General features: G+C 34.3%; 20 protein-coding genes. 18 read left to right on the top strand and 2 right to left on the bottom strand.

Features of this window, described 5'->3' with window-relative positions:
• Nucleotides 1-6: 6 nt before the first annotated feature.
• Together NKR20_RS08595 and NKR20_RS08590 are read left to right on the top strand one after the other, a co-directional pair.
• Nucleotides 7-591 carry a LemA family protein gene (locus tag NKR20_RS08595; RefSeq protein WP_253425385.1) on the top strand — a complete coding sequence of 195 codons (585 nt, stop codon included), beginning with the start codon at nt 7-9 and terminating at the stop codon, nt 589-591.
• Nucleotides 592-593: 2 nt separating this feature from the next.
• Nucleotides 594-1,505, top strand: a complete 912-nt coding sequence (locus NKR20_RS08590) for a TPM domain-containing protein (RefSeq protein ID WP_253425382.1) — start codon at nt 594-596, stop codon at nt 1,503-1,505.
• Nucleotides 1,506-1,716: 211 nt separating this feature from the next.
• Here NKR20_RS08590 and NKR20_RS08585 read toward each other — a convergent pair whose 3' ends face one another.
• Nucleotides 1,717-2,406 (bottom strand): response regulator transcription factor, encoded by a 690-nt coding sequence (locus NKR20_RS08585; RefSeq protein WP_253425379.1) that lies wholly within the window; start codon nt 2,404-2,406, stop codon nt 1,717-1,719.
• 184 nt (nt 2,407-2,590) lie between these two features.
• Between NKR20_RS08585 and NKR20_RS08580 the strand changes: the two genes are divergently transcribed.
• The 8 genes from NKR20_RS08580 to NKR20_RS08550 all read left to right on the top strand — a co-directional run bounded on the left by NKR20_RS08580 (nt 2,591) and on the right by NKR20_RS08550 (nt 11,615).
• On the top strand, nt 2,591-3,679 hold the full coding sequence (locus NKR20_RS08580; protein ID WP_253425375.1) for an NAD(P)-dependent alcohol dehydrogenase: 1,089 nt from the start codon (nt 2,591-2,593) through the stop codon (nt 3,677-3,679).
• Between the two features lie 51 nt (nt 3,680-3,730).
• On the top strand, nt 3,731-5,191 hold the full coding sequence (locus NKR20_RS08575) for an aldehyde dehydrogenase family protein (RefSeq protein WP_253428094.1): 1,461 nt from the start codon (nt 3,731-3,733) through the stop codon (nt 5,189-5,191).
• 329 nt (nt 5,192-5,520) lie between these two features.
• Nucleotides 5,521-6,435, top strand: coding sequence for a nucleoside hydrolase (locus NKR20_RS08570; RefSeq protein ID WP_253425372.1), 915 nt, complete (start codon nt 5,521-5,523; stop codon nt 6,433-6,435).
• 150 nt (nt 6,436-6,585) lie between these two features.
• Nucleotides 6,586-6,630 (top strand): erythromycin resistance leader peptide, encoded by a 45-nt coding sequence (locus NKR20_RS19540; protein WP_366519778.1) that lies wholly within the window; start codon nt 6,586-6,588, stop codon nt 6,628-6,630.
• 315 nt (nt 6,631-6,945) lie between these two features.
• Nucleotides 6,946-8,400 carry an Msr family ABC-F type ribosomal protection protein gene (locus NKR20_RS08565; RefSeq protein WP_253425369.1) on the top strand — a complete coding sequence of 485 codons (1,455 nt, stop codon included), beginning with the start codon at nt 6,946-6,948 and terminating at the stop codon, nt 8,398-8,400.
• Nucleotides 8,401-8,545: 145 nt separating this feature from the next.
• Nucleotides 8,546-9,607 (top strand): ribosome small subunit-dependent GTPase A, encoded by a 1,062-nt coding sequence (gene rsgA, locus NKR20_RS08560; RefSeq protein WP_253425366.1) that lies wholly within the window; start codon nt 8,546-8,548, stop codon nt 9,605-9,607.
• A gap of 72 nt (nt 9,608-9,679) precedes the next feature.
• Nucleotides 9,680-10,426: an amidohydrolase family protein gene (locus tag NKR20_RS08555; RefSeq protein WP_253425363.1), complete on the top strand. Its 747-nt coding sequence runs from the start codon at nt 9,680-9,682 to the stop codon at nt 10,424-10,426.
• A gap of 100 nt (nt 10,427-10,526) precedes the next feature.
• Nucleotides 10,527-11,615, top strand: a complete 1,089-nt coding sequence (locus tag NKR20_RS08550; protein WP_253425360.1) for a hypothetical protein — start codon at nt 10,527-10,529, stop codon at nt 11,613-11,615.
• Between the two features lie 28 nt (nt 11,616-11,643).
• On the opposite strand, the gene NKR20_RS08545 is transcribed toward NKR20_RS08550, so the two are convergent.
• A complete protein-coding gene (locus tag NKR20_RS08545) occupies nt 11,644-12,189 on the bottom strand; it encodes an ECF transporter S component (protein ID WP_253425357.1) in 546 nt (181 codons plus the stop codon).
• 195 nt (nt 12,190-12,384) lie between these two features.
• On the opposite strand from NKR20_RS08545, the gene NKR20_RS08540 reads away from it, so the two are divergent.
• The 8 genes from NKR20_RS08540 (at nt 12,385) to NKR20_RS08505 (ending at nt 24,204) form a co-directional block, all read left to right on the top strand.
• On the top strand, nt 12,385-13,224 hold the full coding sequence (locus NKR20_RS08540) for a pyridoxamine kinase (RefSeq protein ID WP_253425354.1): 840 nt from the start codon (nt 12,385-12,387) through the stop codon (nt 13,222-13,224).
• Between the two features lie 594 nt (nt 13,225-13,818).
• A complete protein-coding gene (locus NKR20_RS08535) occupies nt 13,819-15,000 on the top strand; it encodes a CapA family protein (protein ID WP_253425351.1) in 1,182 nt (393 codons plus the stop codon).
• Nucleotides 15,001-15,179: 179 nt separating this feature from the next.
• Entirely contained in the window at nt 15,180-16,076 is an 897-nt protein-coding gene (locus NKR20_RS08530; RefSeq protein ID WP_253425348.1) for an alpha/beta hydrolase, read from the top strand.
• A gap of 141 nt (nt 16,077-16,217) precedes the next feature.
• Nucleotides 16,218-16,673, top strand: a complete 456-nt coding sequence (locus NKR20_RS08525) for a DUF2269 family protein (protein WP_170148420.1) — start codon at nt 16,218-16,220, stop codon at nt 16,671-16,673.
• Between the two features lie 335 nt (nt 16,674-17,008).
• On the top strand, nt 17,009-17,782 hold the full coding sequence (locus NKR20_RS08520) for a PAS domain-containing protein (protein ID WP_253425345.1): 774 nt from the start codon (nt 17,009-17,011) through the stop codon (nt 17,780-17,782).
• Between the two features lie 252 nt (nt 17,783-18,034).
• Nucleotides 18,035-20,101: an EAL domain-containing protein gene (locus NKR20_RS08515; protein ID WP_253425342.1), complete on the top strand. Its 2,067-nt coding sequence runs from the start codon at nt 18,035-18,037 to the stop codon at nt 20,099-20,101.
• Between the two features lie 25 nt (nt 20,102-20,126).
• Nucleotides 20,127-23,339 (top strand): response regulator, encoded by a 3,213-nt coding sequence (locus NKR20_RS08510; protein ID WP_253425339.1) that lies wholly within the window; start codon nt 20,127-20,129, stop codon nt 23,337-23,339.
• 16 nt (nt 23,340-23,355) lie between these two features.
• On the top strand, nt 23,356-24,204 hold the full coding sequence (locus NKR20_RS08505; RefSeq protein WP_253425337.1) for a CheR family methyltransferase: 849 nt from the start codon (nt 23,356-23,358) through the stop codon (nt 24,202-24,204).
• Nucleotides 24,205-24,738: the final 534 nt, after the last annotated feature.

Raw genomic sequence — 24,738 nt, 5'->3', positions numbered from 1 at the left:
CAAAAGGTGAAAAATGAAAAGGGGAATGCATTATTAATCTCCGTTATTATTCTAGTTGCAATTGGCATATTCGGTATTTATGTATTTTCAAAATATAATAGTATAGTAACGAGTGAGGAGAATATTAGCAGTAAGTGGTCCCAGGTAGAAAATCAGCTCCAGCGAAGATTTGATTTAATTCCAAATCTAGTGAATACAGCAAAAGGCTATGCCGCACATGAAGAGGAAATTTTCTTAAAATTAGCGGAAGCACGTTCTGAATATGGTTCAGCAAAGTCAATAGAAGATGTGGCCAACGCCAATGATGAACTTTCTCAAGCGTTATCCAATTTATTTGTAGTTGTAGAAAATTACCCGGAACTAAAATCGAACGAGCAATTTAATATGTTAATGACGGAGCTCGCAGGAACAGAAAATCGTATAGCAGTGGCACGGAAAGATTATAACGAAGCCGTTCAGGAGTATAACTCTACCATTCGAAGATTTCCGGGAAGTATTATTGCTAACAAGTTTGGTTTTGAATTAAAAACATATTTTGAGGTGCAGGAAGGCGTTGAGGAAGTACCAACTATTCAATTTGAGGATGAATAACAATGTTAAAAAAATGGATGTTCACATTTGTTTTGCTTCTCGTTTTGCCACTGAATGTTGTTGCCCAAGACATTCCTGAAAGACCGACAACAGCAGGCTTTGTGTTTGATTATCAAAATGTGATAGATGATGCAGTTGAAGCAGAGATCAATGAAATTGCTAAAAGGCTTCAAGAAGAAGGTAAGATGGAATTAATGATTGTTACTGTCCCAACCATTGGCGAATTAGAACCCTATGAATACGGGATGAAGTTTTTCAGGGAATGGGGCATTGGGGATGCGGAAAAAGATAACGGAATGTTAATTTATATCACGACTGATATGGGGGAAGGCAATAACGTAGTTCGTATTTCAACAGGTTATGGAATGGAAGGTAGTTATCCAGACAGCGAGACACAGCGATTAATCCAAACGTATATGAAAGAGTCTTTGAAGTCCGGTGATTACACATCAGCATTTGCAAATGTCGTAGAAGCCATTCGTGTAAAAGAAGACATTGATTATACGTGGGAAAATGACGGTGCAGTTATTGAGGAGATGAGTGAAAATACAGAGGAAAGTGAAGAAACATTATTTGAAAAAATAACTGGAATTTTCTTTACAATCATCGGTATACTCTTCTTTTTAATTATGGCAGGAGTTGCATTACTCATCGCATATGTTGTTTTAGAGGGTATTTTCAGGAGGCTGCAAGGGTTATTTTATTGGATATTTGAAGCGATTTTTAGAAAGGATATCCGGTCGAAAGGTTATATAAAATATTTAGAAAATAAGAAACAAGAACAGAAGAAAAACAAAGCAAGGAAGGCATCGGGGCTGTATTACGATAATCATTACGATAGCTCTAATTCAAGTGATAGCTATTCATACGGCAGCGGTGACAGTGGAGGCGGCGGTTCAGATGATCGCTTTTAAGTACCCGGTACACAAACAATTCTGAAAATTTAATGCAATTTAGAAAACCAAGGATGCGATGAACATTCTTGGTTTTAATTTGTAGCAATATTACATATTATCCGTCACTTCACTTTTATTATTTTATTACTCACGCATCAAGCATCTCGAAAAACATATAAACTTCACGCAATAATCCAATAAGAAAAAGGAGAGAAAAACTCTCTCCAAATTAAACAATTATTCCTAACCGTAACGCTTCAGAAACTGCATGCATACGATTGTGCGCATTTAGTTTTTTAATTGCAGATTTTATGTAATCTTGAATCGTAAATTCACTTATTTGTAGAAAAGAAGACATTTCCTTGACCGTTTCGCCCCATGAAACATGCTGTAATATTTCGATTTCGCGTTTTGATAGGTTATGAGAATTATCTAGATGACTCAACGTTACTAACGCATTCCCAATCATTTGTCCATATAAAGTTAATTGTTCTAACAATGCATCATTTATATCAACGGAATCATCGATAGTACTCGGACACGCATAACCAATAACATTTCCATGACTCGTTATCGGAACAATAATCACAAAGGAGCGATACATGTCAATCGCGATATATTTTGCAGGGGACTGTTGTATGTATTCTGAGCCAGTTGAATAAATTGCTTCTCGTTTTCGAATGGCTTTTCTCAATAACGGAATATCACGAATATTATCTTGAAAATCTAGGGAACGGGTTCCATGTACACTCACATCAAGAACGCCTTTTACATTGCCGCTCAATATTGAATATTCGTTTATTTGGACGCGTGAAAATGGAAATAGATTAATAAATCCCCTTGCTGCAATTAACACTCTTTCTTCAATATCCGTAGCATTATAAATTTCTCGAATATATTTTGTAAGTTCTTTATCCATATTAACCCATCCTCTCTCTATATAAACGACCCCTAAAAATAGGGGTGCTGCCCAATTTTTAGGGATACAAATTCTCGAATTTTAGGAATATTCAATTAAAATTATATCAACTATCATAAATTTGTAAACGCTTTACTCTATGGCTTCGCTAGTTTCATAGTTATTACACAAAGGGGAAGATAATATGAAAATACAAGCATATGTAGCTGATAATGAACAGGTTTCATTAAAAGAAGTACAACTTAAAGAAATCGATGCAGATGAAATCGTAGTAAAAATAGTTGGGACTGGGCTATGCCATACAGATTTGAATGTTCTCCATTCAATTACCCCAACACCGATGCCGATTGTTTTAGGACATGAAGGAGCAGGTGTTGTTGAAAAAGTGGGTAGTGGAGTTACTGAATTTGAAGTAGGGGACCATGTTGTTGTTTCCTTCAATTATTGCGGAAAATGCGTGAATTGTTTACACGGTGTACCTAGTGCATGTGAAAACTTCTTCCAAGATAATTTTGGACTTTCATTGGAAACATCAAATTCAAAAATTGTAGATGGAGAGCAAAAAATAGCCAACCTTTTTGGACAATCATCCCTTGCGACTTACTGTGTAGCAAACGTTCGCAATACAGTAAAAATTGAAGATAAAGAGATTGATTTATCTTTACTAGGCCCTTTAGCGTGTGGTATTCAAACTGGGGCAGGTACGATTTTAAATAAATTGAAACCGAATATACATGAATCGGTAGTTATTTTCGGTTGCGGTTCAGTTGGATTAAGTGCTGTAATGGGGGCAAAATTAGCAAACTGTAAAACAATTATCGCTGTAGATGTAAACGACGAACGATTAGATTTGGCACTTGAACTAGGGGCTACTCATGTGGTAAACGGTCGTTCAGAAGATGCTGTTAAAGCGATTCAGGACATCACTAATGGTGGTGCACACTATGCAATTGAATCATCTGGTGTTTCAGCTGTCGTATTACAAGCAATTCGTGCAGTACGTGCATTAGGCACAATTGCCGTTGTAGGTGCATCAGGAATGTTAGAATTCCACATTCACGATGAGTTAATTCCAATGAATAAAACACTTGTTGGGGTTGTAGAGGGGCAATCCATTCCAAAATTGTTTATTCCTGAACTGATTAAATACTATAAAGAAGGTAATTTCCCGTTTGATAAATTAATCAAAACATATGAAATGGACAATTTAGATCAAGCAATTCATGATATGGAGTCTGGGAAAACGATAAAACCAGTTATTTTATTTAGCTAATATGATTGAAGGGGATGGGATGAAATGAAAAACACGTTACAAAAAAACAAAGTGGATCAGTTTTTACAATTAAATAAAAGCTTTATTAACGGTCAATGGGTAGAAGGACAAGGAAGTGAAACGGTAACAATTTCAAATCCATTTAACAATGAAACATTAACAGAAGTGAAAATTGCTTCGAAACAGCAAGTGGAAGAAGCATACCAGTTTGCTGAGAAAGCTCATTTAGAATGGGGAAAAAATGCAGAATTAAGAAAAGAAGTGTTCCAAAAAGCTTCTGAGTTCTTTGTTAACCATAAAGAAGAGATTCTACATTTACTAGCTGTGGAAACGGGAAGTGCACCGTTCAAAGCAGAGTTAGAATATAACATTACGTTAGGTGCATTCCAAGCTTATAGCAGTATTATTGACAAAGCATATGAAAAGTGGACTCCAGAGCAAGAATTTATGCCTGGTAAAGCAAATGAAATTCATCGATTACCTTTAGGTGTTATTTCATCAATTGCACCGTTTAATTTCCCTCTATATTTATCACTTAGAGGCATTTTACCAGCACTAGCACTTGGCAATGCTGTTGTTCATAAAGCAGATATTCAAGTGGGTATTGTTTCAGGTTCATTGATTGCTAAGGCTTTTGAAGAAGCAGGAATTCCAGCTGGCGTATTTTCATCTATTTTAACAACACCACAAGAAATTGGTGATTTAATGTTAGAAGATCCACGAGTGAAGCTAATTGCATTTACAGGTTCAACACCAGTTGGACGCCATATTTCAACTGTTGCAGGGAAGCACTTTAAACGTGTAGCATTAGAACTTGGCGGGAACGCACCATTTGTTGTATTAGAGGATGCAGATGTAGACCAAGCTGTGAATGCTGCAATCTTTGGTAAGTTCCTACATCAAGGGCAAATTTGTATGATCATTAATCGTTTTATCGTACATGAAAAGCATTATGATGAATTCACAACTAAATTTGTGGAGCGTGCGAAAAATTTACCATATGGGGACCCACTAAATCCGAATACTGTTATTGGGCCACTAATCAACCCAATACAATTAGAGAAAGCGATTAACAACGTGGAAAAAGCAAAAAATGCAGGGCTAGACGTTTTACTAGAAGGTAAAGTAGAAGACAACGTAATGACACCATACGTATTTGGAAACGTAGATAATTCAAGTGAGATTGCTCAAACAGAATTATTTGCTCCAATTGCATTAGTGGTTAAAGCTGCGAGCGATGAAGAGGCGATTCAATTTGCGAATGATACAGAATTCGGATTAAGTTCTGCTATCTTTACAAGTAATATTGAAAAAGCACGTGAATATGCAGTAGGGCTTGAATTCGGTATGACACACATTAACGACCAAACAGTAAACGATCTACCAAATGCTCCATTTGGTGGCATGCGCAACTCTGGTGTTGGACGTTTCGGAGTGCCATTTGTTATCGATGAGTTTACTCAATTTAAGTGGATTTCAATTCAAGAAGAAAAGCGCGAATACCCGTTTTAATTAATGTACCCGGTACACAAACAATTCTGAAAATTTAATACAATTTAGAAGCCAAGGATGGAAGAAGTATTCTTGGCTTTTTTATCTGAATATTACATATTATCCGACACTAATAATTGAAAAATTTATTATTAGCCGCTCCAAAATAATAATAAATGCAATAAATTTACGCTCAAAGTTAATAAGTGATTGTTCAAAAATACATCTGATACATATTCACTAAAGTTAAGATATTACAATTGATTCATTCAGTTTCGAATCTGTCATTATCGTCCATAAGTTTGGAATATGATGGTTTCGGGAGGGTACTGGACATTACGAAAAAAATCTTGTTATTTTGTGACCCTGGTATTGATGATTCGATTGCCATTATGTACTCCATTTTAGATCCAAATATAGAACTGGTCGGGATTGTAACAAGTTATGGGAATATTACAAGAGATAAATCAACCGCAAATGCTGCATATTTAGTCCACTTAGCTGGAAGAAGCGATATTCCGATTATTCCTGGTGCTACAAAACCTGTACAAGAAGAACATGTTACATTCTATCCAGAAATTCATGGTGAGGAAGGATTAGGTCCAATCGATGTTCCAAGAGATTTTCGCTTTTCTATCTATCCATTTGATACAATACGATTTATTATTGAAAAATATAAAAACGAACTCATTATTGTGGATACAGGACGTTCAACAAGCTTAGCAACTGCCTTTATTTTATATCCAGATCAAATGAAAATGGTTCAATCCTTTTATGTAATGGGTGGTGCCTTTTTTATGCCAGGAAACATTACTGCATTGGCCGAAGCAAATTTCTACGGCGATCCAGCCTCATCGAACTTAGTTACCCAATTTGCCCATAACTTGACCATCACACCACTAAATGCAACCCAACACGCTATTCTAACTCAAGAATTTGTAAATACCATATCGCAAAATAAAAACAACGTCTATGCTTCATTAATAGAACCAATTTTTAAATATTATCAAGAATTTTATAAAAAAACGAATCCAGGTATTCGAGGCGCACCAATCCACGATTTACTGACAGTCATGGTGGTGAATAATCCAACACTTGTGGATTATATTCACTATGATGCAAAAGTAATCGAGGGAACGACTGAAGCAAAAGGAATGTCCTTTGTTGACTGTCGACCAACAAGTAAAAAAGGGAAAACAAAAATTGCTATCAAACTTCATTACAATGAATTTATTAAAGAATTAAGTAATGTTTTATTAAGATAAAGATTCAATATATTTAGTACCTATATTTTTTTAACGAAAGGTTTAGCGACAATCAAAAAGGTGCGGTTTTAAAAGACCGCACCTTTCTTGACTTCAAAACACAATAAATCTATAATATTATTAAATTTTTGATTGGAGGGCTATTAAAAAATGACACATGCTATGAGACTTCGTTTCCGTACTTTGAACCAATAATTGAATATGGTCAAAGGCTCTGTTATGTCTATACAGAGTAAACGGGATTAGTGTGTCTTTTTTTAATCATCTTCTTTTTAATAGCAATTTTTTAAGGATGGGGATTTTTCTACCTTTCTTTTTTTATACAAATTGAATCCCATTTACTCTCACATCACAGGCTTATTCGTCTGTGATTTTTTTATTTTTAAGTTACGAAAGGGGATTTTTCTATGTGGATGTTATTCTTCCATTGATTCGATACGAGTTTTAAATAAGCTCGTATCGATCCTAGCTATCGATACGAAATCGTAAAAATTTCGGGAGGTAGCGAATATGGAACAAATTTGTTTTGAACTAGAACATGTTGAAATGACTTATTTTGATAAAGAAATTTTAAAAATTGATCGTTTAGCTGTACACCAATTTGATCGAATTGGAATCGTGGGGAAAAATGGAGCTGGGAAAAGTACGCTCTTAAAATTACTAGCAGGTAAAGAACTGCCTACAATAGGTAAGGTGCATCGTTATAACGAATTCGCCTATTTTGCTCAGCTTGAAGCACCATCTGAAACCGATATCGATCCATCACTCGTTGGAAAATTAAAACTTCCAAAAGATCCACGAGCTTTAAGTGGTGGGGAACAAACACGGAAAAAACTTGCTCAGTTGTTTACCCATTATTATGAGGCATTACTCATTGATGAACCAACCACTCATTTAGACCAAGAGGGGATTGCCTTTTTAGTAGATCAGCTTCGTTATTATTACGGTGCTCTAGTTTTAATTAGTCATGACCGGGAGCTATTAAATGAACTGGTCACAACCATTTGGGAAATTGAAGATGGGGAAGTGAAAGTGTATTCCGGGAACTATAGTGAATACATGACCCAAAAACAGGTACAACGTGAACAGCAGCAGCAAGCCCATGAACAGTATATAAAAGAAAAGAGTCGACTTGAAAAAGCCGTAGAAGAAAAAATGAAAAAAGCTCAAAAAGTTGCCCAAGCAGGGAAGATGTCGAAAAGGGAAGCGAAGGCTAAACCAAATAAATCATTCATGACCAAATCAAAAGGCACAAGCCAAAAAACAATGCAAAAAGCAGCTAAAGCTATCGAAAGTCGAATGGGAAAACTTCAAGAAGTGCAAGCAGTGGTGGAAGAGCGACCGATTATCTTTCACCCATCAAAAACACTTGAATTGCATAATAAGTTCCCAATTATGGCAGATCGATTCACACTTCAAATTGAGAATAAATTACTATTAGATCAAGTGAGCTTTCAATTTCCACTAGGCAAAAAAATTGCCATTACGGGGAACAATGGGAGCGGGAAAAGTACATTATTAACCCATATTGCAGATAAGGACCCGAATTTAATTATTTCTCCAAAAGCAGTAATCGGCTATTTTAAGCAAATGAGTTATCAATTCACAACGGATGAAACAGTGCTTCAATTTGTAAAAAATCGCTCCCAATATGATGAAGGATTTTTACGAACTGTTTTACATTCGATGCAGTTTGTAGGAACCGATTTACAGAAAAGCGTGAAATCATTAAGTGGTGGAGAGGCGATTCGACTGCAATTATGTCACCTATTCTTAGGGGAATATAATATTCTACTATTAGATGAACCAACAAATTTTTTAGATATCTATGCGATTGAAGCACTGGAAAAATTTATACATGCATATAAAGGCACCATTATTTTCGTATCCCATGACCAAATATTTATGAAACGTGTTGCTGATTACATTTATCTTATTGAACAACAACGACTAAAACCATTATGATATAGGTAATGAAATAGAAAGGGTGATGTTTTATGACAAACAACTTTAACACTGAGATTGTAGCAAATGGGGAGGTACGTGCAAACTAAACCCCTGCATACAACCTCCCAAAAGGTCATGATTGAAACCTTAGGAGGAAATAAAGTTGAAAAATCTTGGACTTACTGAAGAAATGCTACAAGAGGCGAAAAAATTTAACAATCTAATAATTGGTCGAGTATCATCACAATCAAAAAACAATTATAAAGTCATTACAGAACTAGGTGAAATCTCAGCACAGATTTCAGGGAAATTTCGCTATAATGTTATTGATTTATCCGATTATCCTGCTGTTGGAGATTTCGTTTTAATCGACAATTCTCAAGGAACAGCCGTTATCCACCACGTATTAACACGAAAAAGTGTTTTTGCTCGTAAAGTAGCAGGATCTAAAACGGATACGCAAATTGTCGCTACAAACATTGATACAATTTTCATTTGCATGTCACTAAACAATGATTTTAATCTTCGGAGACTTGAACGTTATCTATCGATTGCTTGGGATAGTGGTGCAAAGCCGGTCATTGTTTTGACAAAAGCGGATTTATGTAATGATATAGAAGAAAAACTTAATGAAATTTCTTTAATTGCATTCGGTGTAGATGTATTAGTTACTTCCAGTATGTCAGAGGACGGTTTTGATTCACTAAAAAACTATCTTTCACCAGGGCACACAGCAGCATTCATCGGCTCATCAGGTGTTGGCAAATCTACCTTAATCAATCGGTTACTTGGTCAAGAACGTTTAGAAACAAGTAGCATTCGAAATGATGATAAGGGAAGACATACGACAACTCGCCGTGAGCTGTTCTTGTTGCCAGCGTTAGGCGTAGTAATCGATACTCCAGGGATGCGAGAATTGGGGATAATTAGTGCCGATCTATCTAAATCCTTTGCAGATATTGATGAACTTGCCACTCAATGTAAATTTAATGATTGTACTCATAAAAATGAGCCAAAATGTGCTGTGCAAAATGCCATTACAACTGGTGAATTAACTGTAGAACGACTAGAAAGCTATTGGAAACTTAAAAAAGAAACGAAATACGATGGCTTAAATTCGAGAATGATTGAAAAAGAAAAGATAAATACAATTTTTCATGAGTTTGGTGGATTGAAAAACGCTCGAAAATTTATGAAAGAGCAAAAAAAGAATAAGGGTAGATAAAAATTAAAAGCTAAGTATGTCACAACATAGTGTCATACTTAGCTTTTATTACAATTGATAGGGGGTAAAGTGATGCAAATTTTTGATGCACATCTTCACATTATTGATTTTAACTTTCCAATCATCGAGAACAAAGGATATGTCCCACCACAATATACGATTGAACATTATCAAAACGATACGGCTCAACTAAACATATTAGGTGGTGCAATCGTCTCTGGTTCCTTTCAAGGTTTTGATCAAAATTATTTACTCCATGCACTAAAACAATTAGGGCCAAGCTTTTGTGGGGTAACGCAATTACCTTATACAGTCACTGATGATGAACTATTATCCTTAAATGAACATGGTGTGAAAGCATTACGTTTCAATATTAAAAGAGGTGGTTCTGAAGATATTTCGAAGCTAGATTATTTTGCTAGAAGAGTGTATGAATTAGTCAGTTGGCATTGTGAGCTATATATTGATTCAATAGATTTGCCAGAAATTTCACATGTGATTGAATCACTACCAGCCATCTCCATCGACCATTTAGGGTTATCTCAAGATGGGTTACCGCATCTTTTAAAACTTGTAGAAAAAGGAGTGCGGGTAAAAGCTACTGGTTTCGGTCGAGTCGACTTAACTGTTCCAAAAACACTTAATGCAATCTATGAAATTAACCCAGATGCTTTAATGTTTGGTACCGATTTACCCTCTACAAGAGCTAAAAGACCTTTCGAATTTGGAGATATTGAAATCATTCAGCAAAACTTTGATGAACAAGCATGCGAGAAAATTTTCTATACAAATGCTTTGAATTGGTACTTTAATTGCTAAAGTGACAACATCTAAAAATTTTCATCACCTAGCTAGACCTAGTTTAAAGTACAATTCAAATGAAGGGTCTTTTTTTTCCTAAAATATAGGAGGTGTAAATATGAACCCTCACCAAAAGAAAAAGCCTAAACGAATCTTCCTCAACACAATCATCATTGTAGCAATGATGGCATTATTGTTTGCTATTACTACACTTTTGAAGAATAAGACACAAATTACTCACTTTGATAATCAACAATTCATAGTAGCATTAAAACTAAGGGGAACATTAGAAAATGTTGAAGATATTGAAGATGAATTATTTAAGCAGGGAGTGTATGAGGAAGTCTTCGAAAAAAACATCGCTTTTTATGTTTACGTACAATCTTTAGGCTACAAGATTACAAAATCAGAAATTGAACAATCCTATGAACAAACGATTCAATTTATATATCAAACTAAAGAATCAAAAAAATCCCATAAAGAAATGGTTAAATCTGCTAAACTTTCACTGAAAGAATATGAACGATATCTTTATAAAAATACACCTTATCAGGTAGCCCAAACTAAATTAGAAGAACATTTTATGAAGCAATATCCAAAGATTGATCGCTCCATTGCAAATCAACTCGCAAGAAAACATGCTATACCTTATTTCCGACAGCATTTCACAGAAGAAATAAAAGCATTTAAAGACAAACAAAAACTTCCTTTAATAGATTCCAATATAGAAGCGGGAACAAAACTATTAGGTCGGGTTATCACCATTGAAGATAATATGTTTTTAGTTGAATCAAACCACGAAAATTACTGGGTTCCCCAAGATAACATACCGTCTTTAAATATTGGAGATTTAGTAGAAGTATATTATAAAATGCGTTCGAATGATACATCACCCTACGTTATAGATGTATGGGATTTAAAAATAATAGATAAATTTATCTCGGAGAACACTGAAAATGATACGATTCAGCTTATAATACCAGAAGGAAATAAAACGAAAGTGAAACGATTCCTTGGCATGCTTCATTGGGATAAAGCAAATTTCGAAATGTCACGTGCTCCTGATTACGAAATAAAAATTGATAATAGTACGTATCAAATTTGGTCTTACGAAGATGGATTTGTAATATTGTCATTAAGTGGTAAGTATCGTAAATTGAATGAATCTTTCACAGAAGAACTATGTGAATACTTAGGATTAAAATAGAGGACTGCCTTCACAGTCCTCTATTACATTACTTGAAATATGGGATTTTCTTTAATACAACACAAACAGGAACGGCAATGACAATCCCTAATACATTTTGTACAAGGTCACCAGGAATAGAAGCAAGTGGAGCAACCCAATTTGAGTAAAGGATACCTTCACCAATGTAATATACAGCGACCATAAATGGAATTGAAACAATTGTAGCAATTAAGTTTAACCCAATACTGTTACCTTCACGACCCTTTGCATAAGCAATTTTCCCGACGATATAACCTTGAATTCCGCGCGCAACAATCGTAATTGGTGCCCACACTAACCATCCACCAAAAATATCGAACAATCCCATACCTGCCGCACCAGCAATAGCACCTTTTTTAGGACCAAAAAGAATCGATGCAATAAATAGCATGGCTGTTCCTAAATGCACTAAACCACCATTTGCCGTAATCGGTAGTTTAATATTCAAAAATACCGTAGACACGAAAACAAGAGCAATTAACATCGCAGTAATGATTAAATCAAAAGTTTGACTACGTGGTTTTGAAATACTTTGTGTGTGTGTATTTTGCATATCTTTAATCTCCTTAACTGTTTGAATTTATCGATAACTTTAGCAAAGAACTGATTGTTATAAAAGTGCCAATTTTATAAAAAACTTAGTGGTCAGTTCTAATATTTGTTCGTTCACCAAGTTTTTTAACGACACTTTTCATTTCTTCGTTTTATGGTAATATGAACTTTAGCTTTAACGTTTTGGAGGGTAACGATGAAAAAAGTAGCTGTCATACAAGATTTATCATCATTTGGGAAGTGTTCACTAACTGCTGCCATTCCAGTGCTATCAGTAATGGGGGTACAAGCATGTCCTCTACCTACTGCCGTATTTTCTGCACAAACGGGCTATCCAAGCTTTTATTGTGAAGATTTCACATCAAAAATGAATTATTTCACAGAAGAGTGGGGTAAATTAAATATAACCTTTGAAGGTATATACACAGGCTTTGTAACGAGAAAGGAACAAATCGATAATATTTTCCGATTTTTAGAAACATTTCAAACAAAAGAAACGGCGCTCCTAGTCGATCCAGTCATGGGAGATGTGGGGGAAGTATATAAGCTTTACGATGATGGTTTATTGCATCAGATGAAACAATTAGTGAAATGTGCGGATGTCATTACACCAAATATCACGGAATGCTGTTTATTAACGGGCATTTCCTATACAAAATTACATAGCTATACAAAAGAACAGGACTTTATGAAAGCCTTAGAAGAAGCCGGTACGATATTACAACAACAAACGAAGGCAAAAGTAATCATTACAGGAATTAATCCACCATCAAAACATTCCCAAATTGGCAATATGTATCTTGATGGAACAAATACTTTCTACTCGCAGAATGAATATAACGGCGAAAACTACTCTGGTACAGGAGATTTATTTGCTTCGGTTATTATGGGTGGCTTGATGCGTGGGGAAAAACTTGAACACTGTGTTCAGCTTGCACAAAACTTCTTAACAGCCGCTATTCAAGATACGTCCAAAGAACAAATCCCAAGAGAAGCTGGGGTCAATTTTGAAAAATTTTTAAAGATGCTCATTTAAAAGGAGAACCCCTAAGCGGATTCTCCCTTTATTTTGTAAATTACCACCTCGATAACGAGCATTCTAATTTTTAAAGTGATCGTTATTTAGCAAACATGAATGGATTATCAACAAAGTTAATCCCTACAAGACTCGAGCCATTTTTTGAGGTGGAAAAGTACACAATTTCTACTTCTCATGAAGATGTAACAAATCACCTAGGAATAGACAACCCAACTTTTCCATAAATATAGTGTAAAAAGCTAGAGCTATTTGACGTACTGCATCCCCAATCATAAGGAACTCCAATAATTACCCTCTACAATGAGTACAACCTCAAGAAACCATTATTCCTTTTTCGAGACCAACAAATAAGACATTCCTTGTTAAACCATTTTCACAGCAATCCTCACATTTATCCTCACCAACCTATAATTTTTGTCTACTTTTATATTTGCCCAATAGAAATGATGTTCGCTAATATTGTCAGAATATGGTTTTAGCGACAAGTAAAAGGGTATTACCAGATTATATAGTATATTTTAAAGTGGATAATTGTAAAAAAGTGTAAATTTAAGTTTGTTCTTGGTATATAATGGAATTTGTTAGAGGAGGTTGAGGAACATATTAAAGAAACTTTTTCTCTTAGTAGCAATTATTTTGACAACAGGTTGTTCTACTACTGAAACTAAAGTAATAACTGAATATCCAACTTTAAAAGAAGAAGCGCCACAACCTGAGCCACCAAAACCAGAACCAAAAAAACCGGAACATTATTCTGTATCCATTTCTGCAATTGGCGATATTTTAATTCATTCCTCTGTCTATAAGGATGCAGCCATTGGGAATAACCAATATGATTTTTCAAAAATGTTTAAGCATGTAAGACCCTATTTAGAAAGTACTGACCTCACTTTTGCGAACAGTGAAAGTATTGTGGGGGGGCAGGGAATTGGTTTATCTGATTATCCAGCCTTTAATAGTCCTTTTGAAGTGGGAAATGTCTTAAAAGATATAGGAGTCGATGTGGTTAGTATGGCAAATAACCATACGCTCGATCGTGGGGAAAAGGCAATTATAGGTGCAACGAAACATTGGAAAGATCTTGGTATCACATATGTAGGAGCAGCAACAAGTAAAGAAGAAGCCGAGGAAATAAAAATACTAACAGCAAACGGAATTTCCTTCGCATTTTTAGCCTATACGTACGGTACGAATGGAATCGTCCCACCAGAAGGAAAAGACTACTTAGTGAATTATATAGACGAAGAAAAATTAATCACTGACATTCAAAGTGCAAAAAAACTTGCAGATGTAGTCATTTTAAGCCTCCATATTGGAAATGAATACGAACGAAAGATAAACGCCTATCAAGAAAAAATTGCTCAGTTAGCTTCTGATTATGGTGCAGATATTATTTTTGCCCATCATCCCCATGTTCTACAGCCGGTGAAGTGGTATGAAGGGATGAATGGAAACAAAACTTTTGTCATCCACTCATTGGGCAATTTTTTATCGGGACAGGATAAACTGTATCGCCAAATTGGTGCTGTCTTACAGTTAGAGGTGAGTAAAACGATTACCTATGATATTGAAGGTAATGCAACCTCATCAATTGAGGTCACAAACCCAAGCCTCCTTCCGACTTATGTAAAGTTTAGCAATTGGAGAAATTATGAAATCATCCCGCTAAAACAAGTATCGAAAGAAGTATTACCGAATCAAGAACATTTATACGAAGAAATTAAATCGTATATGTCACAATACGATCCTGAGTTAATGTTCATTGAAGATTAATGTGAATGCCAAAAGCCAAGTTTTTAGGAAATTCACCTCTAAACTTGGTTTTTTTATTTTGTCATAGAGATGTCATCAATGGACAACCTAAATTTCAAGAATATTTTATCTATCGGAGGTACGTCTCAATCATCAAAACAAAACTTTAACTTCAATTGAATAACGAAAGGAGAGATGTTATGCCCTTACACCATTATATTGAGCAATATTTTCAAAATAATCCACAAGCCCGACAATTAGGTGTTCCAGTTGAAAATCCTCCAATAGATAAACGTCCAAAAGTGTTGAATATAGAGGAATTAGAGGTTGATTTAAAGACCCATAAAATCCCCATTCGCATTTATACTCCTGAGGAAAAACCCCCGTATCCACTTTATATTTATTTTCATGGTGGGGAATATATGCAAGGTAACCTCGAAACTGATGATGTTTCCTGTCGACTAATTTCTTCACTATCAGGAGTAAAAGTAATTGCCGTTGATTATCGACTGGCTTCAACACAACCTGCACCAGCTGCATTTCATGATTGTTACAACGTTACCAAATGGGTAGTAGAACATGCCAAGCAATTGGATGGTGATGTAAAAAAAATCATGATAGGTGGTGCAAGTGGTGGGGGAAATCTTGCTACAGTCGTTGTATTAAAATCAATTGTAACAGGGGATTTCCGTTTAGCAAAACAAGTGTTACATTATCCAGCAATTGACTTGCATGATGACGAAATTAAAGGTAGTGAATATCAATCCCGAATGCTATACAACGCACGATATGGTCTAGACATCGCTAAAGGACATAACTCACTAAAACATGAGGATCCGGATAGTCTTCTTTTTCTTTCGCCAATCCATGCTGATACAACATTATTAGCACAAATGCCCCAAACATTAATTTTCACAGCAGAATACGACCCACTTTGTGATGAGGGGGAAATGTATGCTGAAAAATTAAAAGAGGCAGGAGTAGATGTAAAACTTGTCCGATTTGACGGTGATATCCACGGATTTATGCAACGATTCCCAGGATCTCCTGACTATATGCGTGGATATGATATTACTTCTGAATTTTTAATTGGTTAATCCATGGGTGTCCAAAAGTACTCTTTGGACACCTTTTTTAGCTGTCAAAGGTCTTGTCTTAAAATGCTTTTTCACAAAAACCTTAATAAATATATATCCAAATACGTATACATAACTATACTAATAATATGGGGTGGAATGTTGGAAATTCTATTTAAACTGTTGTTATTATTACACATTTTAGGCGCAATATGCGGCTTAGGAGCAACTTTTGCATCACCTTTTATTATGAAAAATGCTCGGAATGTTCGAACTGCCGCTTATGCACATATGGTAAATGGAAAAGTAGAAAAATTAGCTAAAATAGGAAGTATCACTTTATTATTAACAGGATTAATTATGGCCATAATCCATCCTTATTTATTTAAAACGGGTTGGTATATAGTGTCGATTGCTTTATATATATTAACTCAACCGATTGTTGCTTATCTTATTCCGAAACATACGAAAACCCTCATATCGATTTTAGGACAGGCAGAGGGAGACGAACTTCCTTATGATTATATCCAAGTGTCCAAAAAAATTGCACCGCTCACAATGGCAGCACAAGTTTTATTAGTAATATTAGTTTTTCTTATGGTTTTTAAGCCATTTTAATGTGAATTAGGCTATGCAGGAGTGAATCTGCATGGCTTTTTTATTGTTCCTGCTTTGGTCATATCTAAAAATAGGCATGGTTCTTTCCAGAAGGAGTTTTCTGCATAGCTTTTTTATACTTATTTTTGCTCCTGCGGTGGTCACAACACGTTGTCACCATCCTCGTCGCAAATTGAGAGTCTGAAATTGACCTTTCAGACTCTCAATTTGGAACCTATTCTAAAAATAGGAATAGGTTCCTATCGAAATAAGAACTCACGGGGATATAATTGTTATATGTTTTTCACCTATTATTAAGAGGCAGTTTTCGAACTATATTGGAGGTAACACTTTTTATGTCACTTAATCATCCCAATAGATTTCCAGACAATATTCTCTATCGTTTTCCTTCATCAACATTACATAACTCCAAAGATGGTGTATTTGTATTAGAACTTCTTGATCATCAATTTATATACAAGTATGCAAATCCTGCTGGGGTAGATTTATTAAATCTTACAGAGAATGTTGAAGGAAAGACTATTGACGATCTTTTTCCACCGTTTGAAGCAGCGTTTTTGAAAAAATATTACTACATGACCGCATCTACGAATCAAATTACAACATTTAACAGTTATAAACGGAGCCATCAACGGATTGGTACTTATGAAACGGAACTAACACCAATTAAACACTCAGATGGCTTTTATATTTTAACGATTATCCGTTCTCATTCTACAAATTTTGAACAATTTACAAACCCATTAATATTAAAAAATCCTACAAATTTAAATGAACAAAAAACTAGTGCCGAATATCAGTTAGATTGTGATGGATATTTTTTAAAGGCAAATCGTGAGGTTGAAGATATTATTGGCTATCTACCATTTGAATTAGTAGGTACAAACTTTTCTCAACTTCTCCCATTTAACGAATTATTTAAAGTGAAGCAATACTTCCAACAAGTTTTAGAAGGGCAATCCGTTCAATTTAAAACTGAACTGGTTCATAAAAATGGACAATTGGTAACCTTTAAATTATCCCTAAAACCAGACATCAAAAATGGAAAAATAAAAGGTGTCACTGGAAAAGTAGAAAAAATGCTAAAAAGGGAAGTTGTAACATCATAGTAACATTTTCCCTCTATCTGAATAATCTGATTTCATTCCTCTGATTGTAAAAAATAGTAAACTTTTTACAATCAGATTATTTTTTTATTAAACCATCAATATTTTACGATTTTATTATATCTTTTTGCCTATTACTAAAGATTAAATCTTTTCATTGTTCTACCAAATCTCTACCATTACTGCATAATATTATGGTATTCTTTTCTTAATACGATGGAGAATTATCATCGATGAAGGGTGGAGATTTTATAGATGAATCAAACAGATACAATTAACATTCTTTTAGTAGATGATCGCCCTGAAAATCTATTAGCGTTAGAAGCTATTATTGAACAAGAAGATTATAATTTAGTAAAAGCTTATTCGGGGGAAGAAGCATTAAAATACCTTTTAAAGTTTGATTTTGCAGTTATATTATTAGATGTTCAAATGCCTGGGTTGGATGGATTTAGTACTGCAAAAATTATTCGAGCTCGTGAAAAAACAAAAAACATCCCAATCCTTTTTGTTACAGCGAATAATTTAGATTCTGAACAGATTTTCATGGGGTATTCTGTTGGTGCCATTGACTATATTTTAAAACCCGTAGACCCGTTAATTTTAAAATCGAAGGTTGCTAGATTTGTAGAGCAATACATACTTCGTCAAAAACTCATTGCACAAACAAAAGAATTAGAAGAAAAAAATAATGTTATAAAATATATGGCCTATCATGATGGGTTAACTGAATTGCCCAATCGGCGGATGTTGAACGAACAAATTATTCAGAATATTAACAAATCAAAACATTTAAATGAGCCACTTGGTGTGTTGTTTTTAGATTTAGATCGTTTTAAATATGTTAATGATTCATTAGGTCATTTAATGGGGGACAAGCTACTACAGTTAGTCGCAAAAAGATTACAATCTAATATTCGTGAACAAGACTTTGTGGCAAGAATTGGTGGCGATGAATTTGTGATTTTACTCACTAATAGTGACCGTGATGAGTCCTTAATGGTAGCTCAAACCATCTTGGAAGCTTTTAAACAACCCTTCTATTTAGATACGTATGAATTTTATATCACTACATGTATCGGCCTTGCTGTTTTTCCATATGACGGGGAAGATTCAATCTCCTTATTAAAAAATGCAGATGCAGCATTATACAGAGCTAAAGAACAAGGGAAAAATAAATACAAAGTTTTCCACACAGGTATGAATATTGAATCGTATCGCACTTTTTTACTTCAAAGTGATTTACGAAAAGCTATTGAACGTGATGAACTTTCCCTTGTATATCAACCAAAAGTCAATATTCACACGGGAAAAATTAGTAGCGTAGAAGCACTCGTTAGATGGCATCATCCAAAATGGGGTATGATCCCACCCAATGAATTTATCCCTTTAGCAGAAGAAATTGGGTTAATTGTGGAAATTGATAAATGGGTGTTGCAAAATGCGTGCAATCAAATCGCTCAATGGAGAAATAATGAATTAGGTTCAATTCGGATTGCAGTCAATTTTTCTGCACAACATTTTCTTCAAAAAAACTTAGTGAATGAAATTATTGAACAATTAGCAATATCGAATATTGACCCTAATTTATTGGAAATAGAAATCACTGAGACAGCACTTTTAGGAAATGAAGAGTTTATTATTTCCACGTTACTAAAATTAAAAGAATTAAAGATCCATGTAAGTCTGGACGATTTTGGTACAGGTTATTCTTCATTAAATTACTTAAGGGTGTTTCCATTTAGTACTGTTAAGATTGATAAAGCATTTATTCAAGAAATAACTAATCAAGGTGAAAAAAGCCTAGCCATTGTAGAATCAATCATTCATTTAGCAAATAGATTATCCATTAATGTAGTGGCTGAAGGGGTAGAAACTTTAGAGCAATTAAAAATATTAAAAGAATTACAATGTAATGAATATCAGGGCTATCATTTTTGCAGGCCATTACTGCCTGAAGAGCTATTCGAATTTTTGGAAAAATATGAAACTATACTAACTGAATCACCAACAGAATCTGCACCATTACTTAATAACGTAATTGAGATTCAAAAAGAACCAATTCGGTTAAACCATGACATTGTAAAACTTGCTATACAACAAGTCAAAACTTCATACCTTCTTTCTACGAGGGAAGTGGATGTTTTTTCATTAATTGTAGATGGTCTAACCAATAAGGAAATTTCTGAAAAACTCTATATTAGTGAACATACAGTAAAAAATCACATTACCAATATTTTTTCAAAAATAAATGTTTCAGATCGAGTGCAGGCGATTGCGTTAGTTTATGAAACATGCATTCAAAAAGAGGAAGCTCAATGATTGCTTTTGAACGGGGAGTGTTTTAATGAAAGTTCGCACCAAAATGCTAATTTCCCTACTCGCGCTGCCATTTTTGTTAGTTTTGATTATCATTATGATCTTCAATCAAACTACAGATTTGAACAATGCGTCAGCAAATATAAAAGCAAACTTTGACGCTTCGGTTCTATCTGGACAAATTCGAGCAGATATTAAAGACCAAGAAATCATCTTAAGAAACTTAATGATCTTTGAAGATGAAGCATTAATAAATCGAGAGTTAGCGGAATTACAACAGGAGAAGGATAATGTAACAGAAAATATGCTCATGTTAGAAAATTATGTAAAAACTTCCGAGCAGCAAAAAATTATGCATGATTTGAAAAATATTAATACGAATTTTGTCCATTTTGCCAATCAAATTATTCAATATTTTGATACAGGAAAACCAGATGTTGCGAAACGTTTACTAAATGAAAATTCAGAGCCCTTACATGAAGAATTAACTTTAACCATGAGAAGCTTAACCAATACCTTTGATAACGGTTTAAAGGAAACTCTTATTGATTTTTTAAGTAGTATGAAAAAAGAAATTATTACTTTCAGCATTATTTTAGCTGCAAGTATCATTCTCATGCTATTTATTTCAGCTAAAATCGTCTTTTCCCTTATAAAGCGAATTGGGAATATGGCAACAATTATGAGTAAGATTGCAAATAATAATGAAAAACTTACCACAAAACTTAGCATTAAAGGCAACGATGAGTTAGATGCAATGGCAACATCTTTTAATCGAATGACCGAAACTCTAGAAATACAAAAAACAAAAGATCAAGAAACAACATGGAAAACAACAAATATTACAGATATAACGACAAGTTTAACTGGAACAAGAGATCTAGAAGCTTTAGGTCAAACATTATTGTCCAAACTAGTTCCACTGTTAGATTGCAGTTATGCCGTTTTTTATGTAAAAGATTTTGATAGTCCTAGGTATAAATATCTTGCTAGTTTTGCGGCTAACAAAAAAGAGTTAATTAAAAAAGTAATTGAGCCGGGGGAAGGTTTACTTGGACAAGCAATCGTCGAAAAACGACCAATTGAGTTAAGAGATATCCCTGCAAATTATATTCGAATTTCCTCAGCAATCGGGGAAGCTGCACCTTCTGTGGTATATATTTTGCCGATTCAATATGAAGGAGAAGTCAATGCAGTGTTAGAATTTGCTACTTTTAATACATGCATTGAAAAAAGAAGACAATTTTTAGATGATCTAGAAAGTAATTTAGGCATCGTTTTAGATAGTGTGATGGGACGAATCCAATTAGCAAAACTATTAGAAGAATCTCAAACACTTATGGAAGAAGTACAAGCGCAATCAGAAGAATTGCAGAATCAGCAAGAGGAATTGAGAGCAACCAATGAAGAGTTAGAGGAACAAACAATCGCACTTCGACAATCGGAGCAAAAACTACAATTACAACAGGAAGAGTTAGCTCAAACAAATGTGGAACTAGAAGAAAAAGCAAAAATTCTTGTAGAGCAAAATATCAAATATGAAGAAGCAAATCGAATTGTCGAACAGGCAAGATTAGAACTTGAACAAAAAGCTGAACAACTAGCATTAAGTTCTAAATACAAATCAGAATTCCTTGCAAATATGTCCCATGAATTAAGAACACCTTTAAATAGTTTAATTATTTTATCAAAATTACTATCTGATAACCCAACGCATAACTTAACGGATAAACAAGTGGAATATGCAAAGACAATTTATGCAAGTGGGAATGATTTATTAGTTCTAATTAATAATATTTTAGACTTAGCAAAAATTGAGTCTGGAAAAACGGAAATTATTACAGGAGAAGTTAATTTAGCTAACTTAATTGAATTTGTGGAAAATAACTTCAAACCAATCGCAGACAATAAAAATTTACCATTCCATATCCATGTGGAAGAAAATACTCCTAAAACAATTACGAGTGACGAAGTTCGAATCCAGCAAGTTCTAAAAAATCTTTTATCCAACGCCTTTAAATTTACAAATGAAGGTGAAATTCAGTTAAACATTTCACTAGATTCAAATCGCTCAAAACGAAAAGGCAAACCTGTTATAGCATTTTCTGTAAAAGATACTGGTATTGGAATTCCTCAAAACAAACTAGATCTAATATTTGAAGCATTCCAACAAGCAGATGGCACAACAAGTCGAAAATTTGGTGGCACAGGTCTTGGTCTGTCTATTAGTAAAGAGATTGCAAGTCTTCTAGGTGGAGAAATTGCAGTAGAAAGTATTGAAGGAAAAGGTAGTACATTTACTTTATTTATTGGTGATTACGAACAGGTTACTCAACAGGATTCATATGAAGAAGTAGCTGTAACAGTAGTTGAACCTGTCGTGGAAGAAATGAAAATTACCATCCCAGATTTCACAAACGATCAAACAAAAGACAATAGCCATATAAAGAGATTGCTAATTGTAGATGATGACCTGAATCATCGCAACAGTTTGATGGAACTAATCGGAAATATGGATTTTGTAATCAATTCCGTTTCATCAGGACGTGAAGCTATCGAAATATTAAAAATAAACAAATTCGATTGCATTATTTTAGATTTAGGATTATTAGATACAAATGGTTTCGATTTATTAACTCAAATTAAAAACCATGAAGAATACCAATCTATTAAAGTAATTATTTATACTGGTCGTGATTTAACAAAACGTGAAGAAATCGAGCTTAGTAAACACGCGGAAACAATCATTATTAAAAATGAACATTCACCAGAACGACTGATTGCAGAGCTTGAACTTTTCTTAAGTCACGAGGTGGACAATGATATTCCAATGTCTCCAGCACAAGAACTTGAGGCAAAAAATCACAAATTAGCAGGTAAAAAAATATTGTTGGTTGATGATGATGTACGGAATGTCTTCGCACTTTCTAGCGTTTTAGAAATGGCTGGCTTAGAAGTTTTATTTGCAGAGAATGGCCTTGAAAGTTTAGAAGTTTTAACTAACAATCCAGACATCGATTTAGTATTAATGGATATCATGATGCCTGAAATGGACGGATACGAGGCTATTACGAAAATTCGCTCAAACCCAGTATATAAACAATTGCCAGTTATCGCATTAACTGCAAAAGCGATGAAAGAGGATCGTGAAAAATGTTTACAAATTGGTGCTTCGGATTATATTTCTAAACCTGTTGAACCTGACCAATTACTATCATTATTAAAAGTATGGCTATATTAGGTGAAGGGGTTTTCAAATGCAAACAATCGGATTCACTGAAGAAGAAATTGACGAAACTGAAAAATTAGAAATTCAATTGTTATTAGAAGCGATTTATTTAAAATACGGGTACGATTACCGAAACTATGCCTATCCTTCCATTAGAAGAAGGATAAAGCATCGTTTATTTGCAGAAAAATTAACGACTATCACCAGTTTACTAGACAAAGTATTTCACGATACGGCATGTTTTCAACGATTAGTTGGAGATTTTTCAATTAATGTTACTGAAATGTTTCGTGACCCGCCCTTTTTTAAAGAATTTAAGGAAAAAGTAATTCCACTGCTTAAAACTTATCCATCGATTCGTATCTGGCATGCTGGTTGTTCAACAGGGGAAGAAGTTTATTCAATGGCCATATTACTACAAGAAGAAGGACTGTATGATAAATCTAAAATTTATGCAACTGATATCAATTCAGATGTTTTAAAAACAGCGAAAAGTGGCATTTTTCCATTAAATGCAATGAAGAAGTACACGAATAATTATTTACAAGCTGGTGGAGAAAAGTCCTTTTCCGACTACTATAAGGTTACAGATGTTGGCGTAAAGTTCAATTCGGATTTAACAAGAAACGTTGTATTTGCTCAACATAACCTAGTAACAGACAGTTCCTTCAACGAATTCCACGTCATACTATGTCGCAATGTTTTAATCTACTTTAATAAAGAATTACAAAATAGTGTGCATGAATTATTCTACAATAGCTTAGGCATGTTCGGTGTCCTATGCCTTGGTAATAAGGAATCCATTACCTACACAAAGCTACAAGATTATTACGAAGCAATTAATCATCACCAAAAGATTTATCGAAAGATTAAATAAGTTAGAAACGGCTTACTGAGGTAGGCCGTTTTTTTATTGGTTGCTTTTTGAATTTTTTTGTGATGACTCATTAAGTATTCAGTGTAAAAACGGAGGAATAGAGTGAAGATTTTGTGTAAGAAGTACATATATTAAATTTTTTATTAAAAATGTTTAATCCCCATAAAACAATGGCGGTATTTTTTTAAAAAAGGAGACGATTCTTTTAGAACAAAGGCGGCCTAGCGTTGTAAGCCGCCTATTTTATTACATGTTTTAGAAGCTATACATATTGTGAGCGGACATTTACACAAGCACTAAGACAAGTCGTAAAGACAACCACAAGTTGGCTTTGCGGCTTGTGTGCCAAGTCCGCTCACATCAATTACACACTTTATTAGAATCCTAATTCATAAAACCAATCAAAAATAATCCTAAATTATATTTTTATAAAAAGGAAACAATTCCTTTAAAACAAAGGCGGCCTACCATTGTAAGCCGCCTATTTTATTAGAAGTTTTAGAAGCTGAACAGTTTGTGAGCGGACCAAACACA

Source organism: Ureibacillus endophyticus, assembly GCF_024159215.1.
GTDB classification, from domain to species: Bacteria; Bacillota; Bacilli; order Bacillales_A; family Planococcaceae; genus Ureibacillus; species Ureibacillus endophyticus.
The sequence above is the reverse complement of the archived record's forward strand: the minus strand, read 5'-3'. Positions and strand labels throughout refer to the sequence as shown.

Bases quoted from the DNA above. Each gene is read 5' to 3' on its own strand.
- NKR20_RS08545 (WP_253425357.1), bottom strand. From the start codon at position 12,189: ATGCAAAATACACACACACAAAGTATTTCAAAACCACGTAGTCAAACT.
- NKR20_RS08530 (WP_253425348.1), top strand. From the start codon at position 15,180: ATGCCCTTACACCATTATATTGAGCAATATTTTCAAAATAATCCACAA.
- NKR20_RS08555 (WP_253425363.1), top strand. From the start codon at position 9,680: ATGCAAATTTTTGATGCACATCTTCACATTATTGATTTTAACTTTCCA.
- NKR20_RS08510 (WP_253425339.1), top strand. From the start codon at position 20,127: ATGAAAGTTCGCACCAAAATGCTAATTTCCCTACTCGCGCTGCCATTT.
- NKR20_RS08580 (WP_253425375.1), top strand. From the start codon at position 2,591: ATGAAAATACAAGCATATGTAGCTGATAATGAACAGGTTTCATTAAAA.
- NKR20_RS08515 (WP_253425342.1), top strand. From the start codon at position 18,035: ATGAATCAAACAGATACAATTAACATTCTTTTAGTAGATGATCGCCCT.
- NKR20_RS08505 (WP_253425337.1), top strand. From the start codon at position 23,356: ATGCAAACAATCGGATTCACTGAAGAAGAAATTGACGAAACTGAAAAA.
- NKR20_RS08550 (WP_253425360.1), top strand. From the start codon at position 10,527: ATGAACCCTCACCAAAAGAAAAAGCCTAAACGAATCTTCCTCAACACA.
- NKR20_RS08585 (WP_253425379.1), bottom strand. From the start codon at position 2,406: ATGGATAAAGAACTTACAAAATATATTCGAGAAATTTATAATGCTACG.
- NKR20_RS08590 (WP_253425382.1), top strand. From the start codon at position 594: ATGTTAAAAAAATGGATGTTCACATTTGTTTTGCTTCTCGTTTTGCCA.
- NKR20_RS08540 (WP_253425354.1), top strand. From the start codon at position 12,385: ATGAAAAAAGTAGCTGTCATACAAGATTTATCATCATTTGGGAAGTGT.
- NKR20_RS08565 (WP_253425369.1), top strand. From the start codon at position 6,946: ATGGAACAAATTTGTTTTGAACTAGAACATGTTGAAATGACTTATTTT.
- NKR20_RS08520 (WP_253425345.1), top strand. From the start codon at position 17,009: ATGTCACTTAATCATCCCAATAGATTTCCAGACAATATTCTCTATCGT.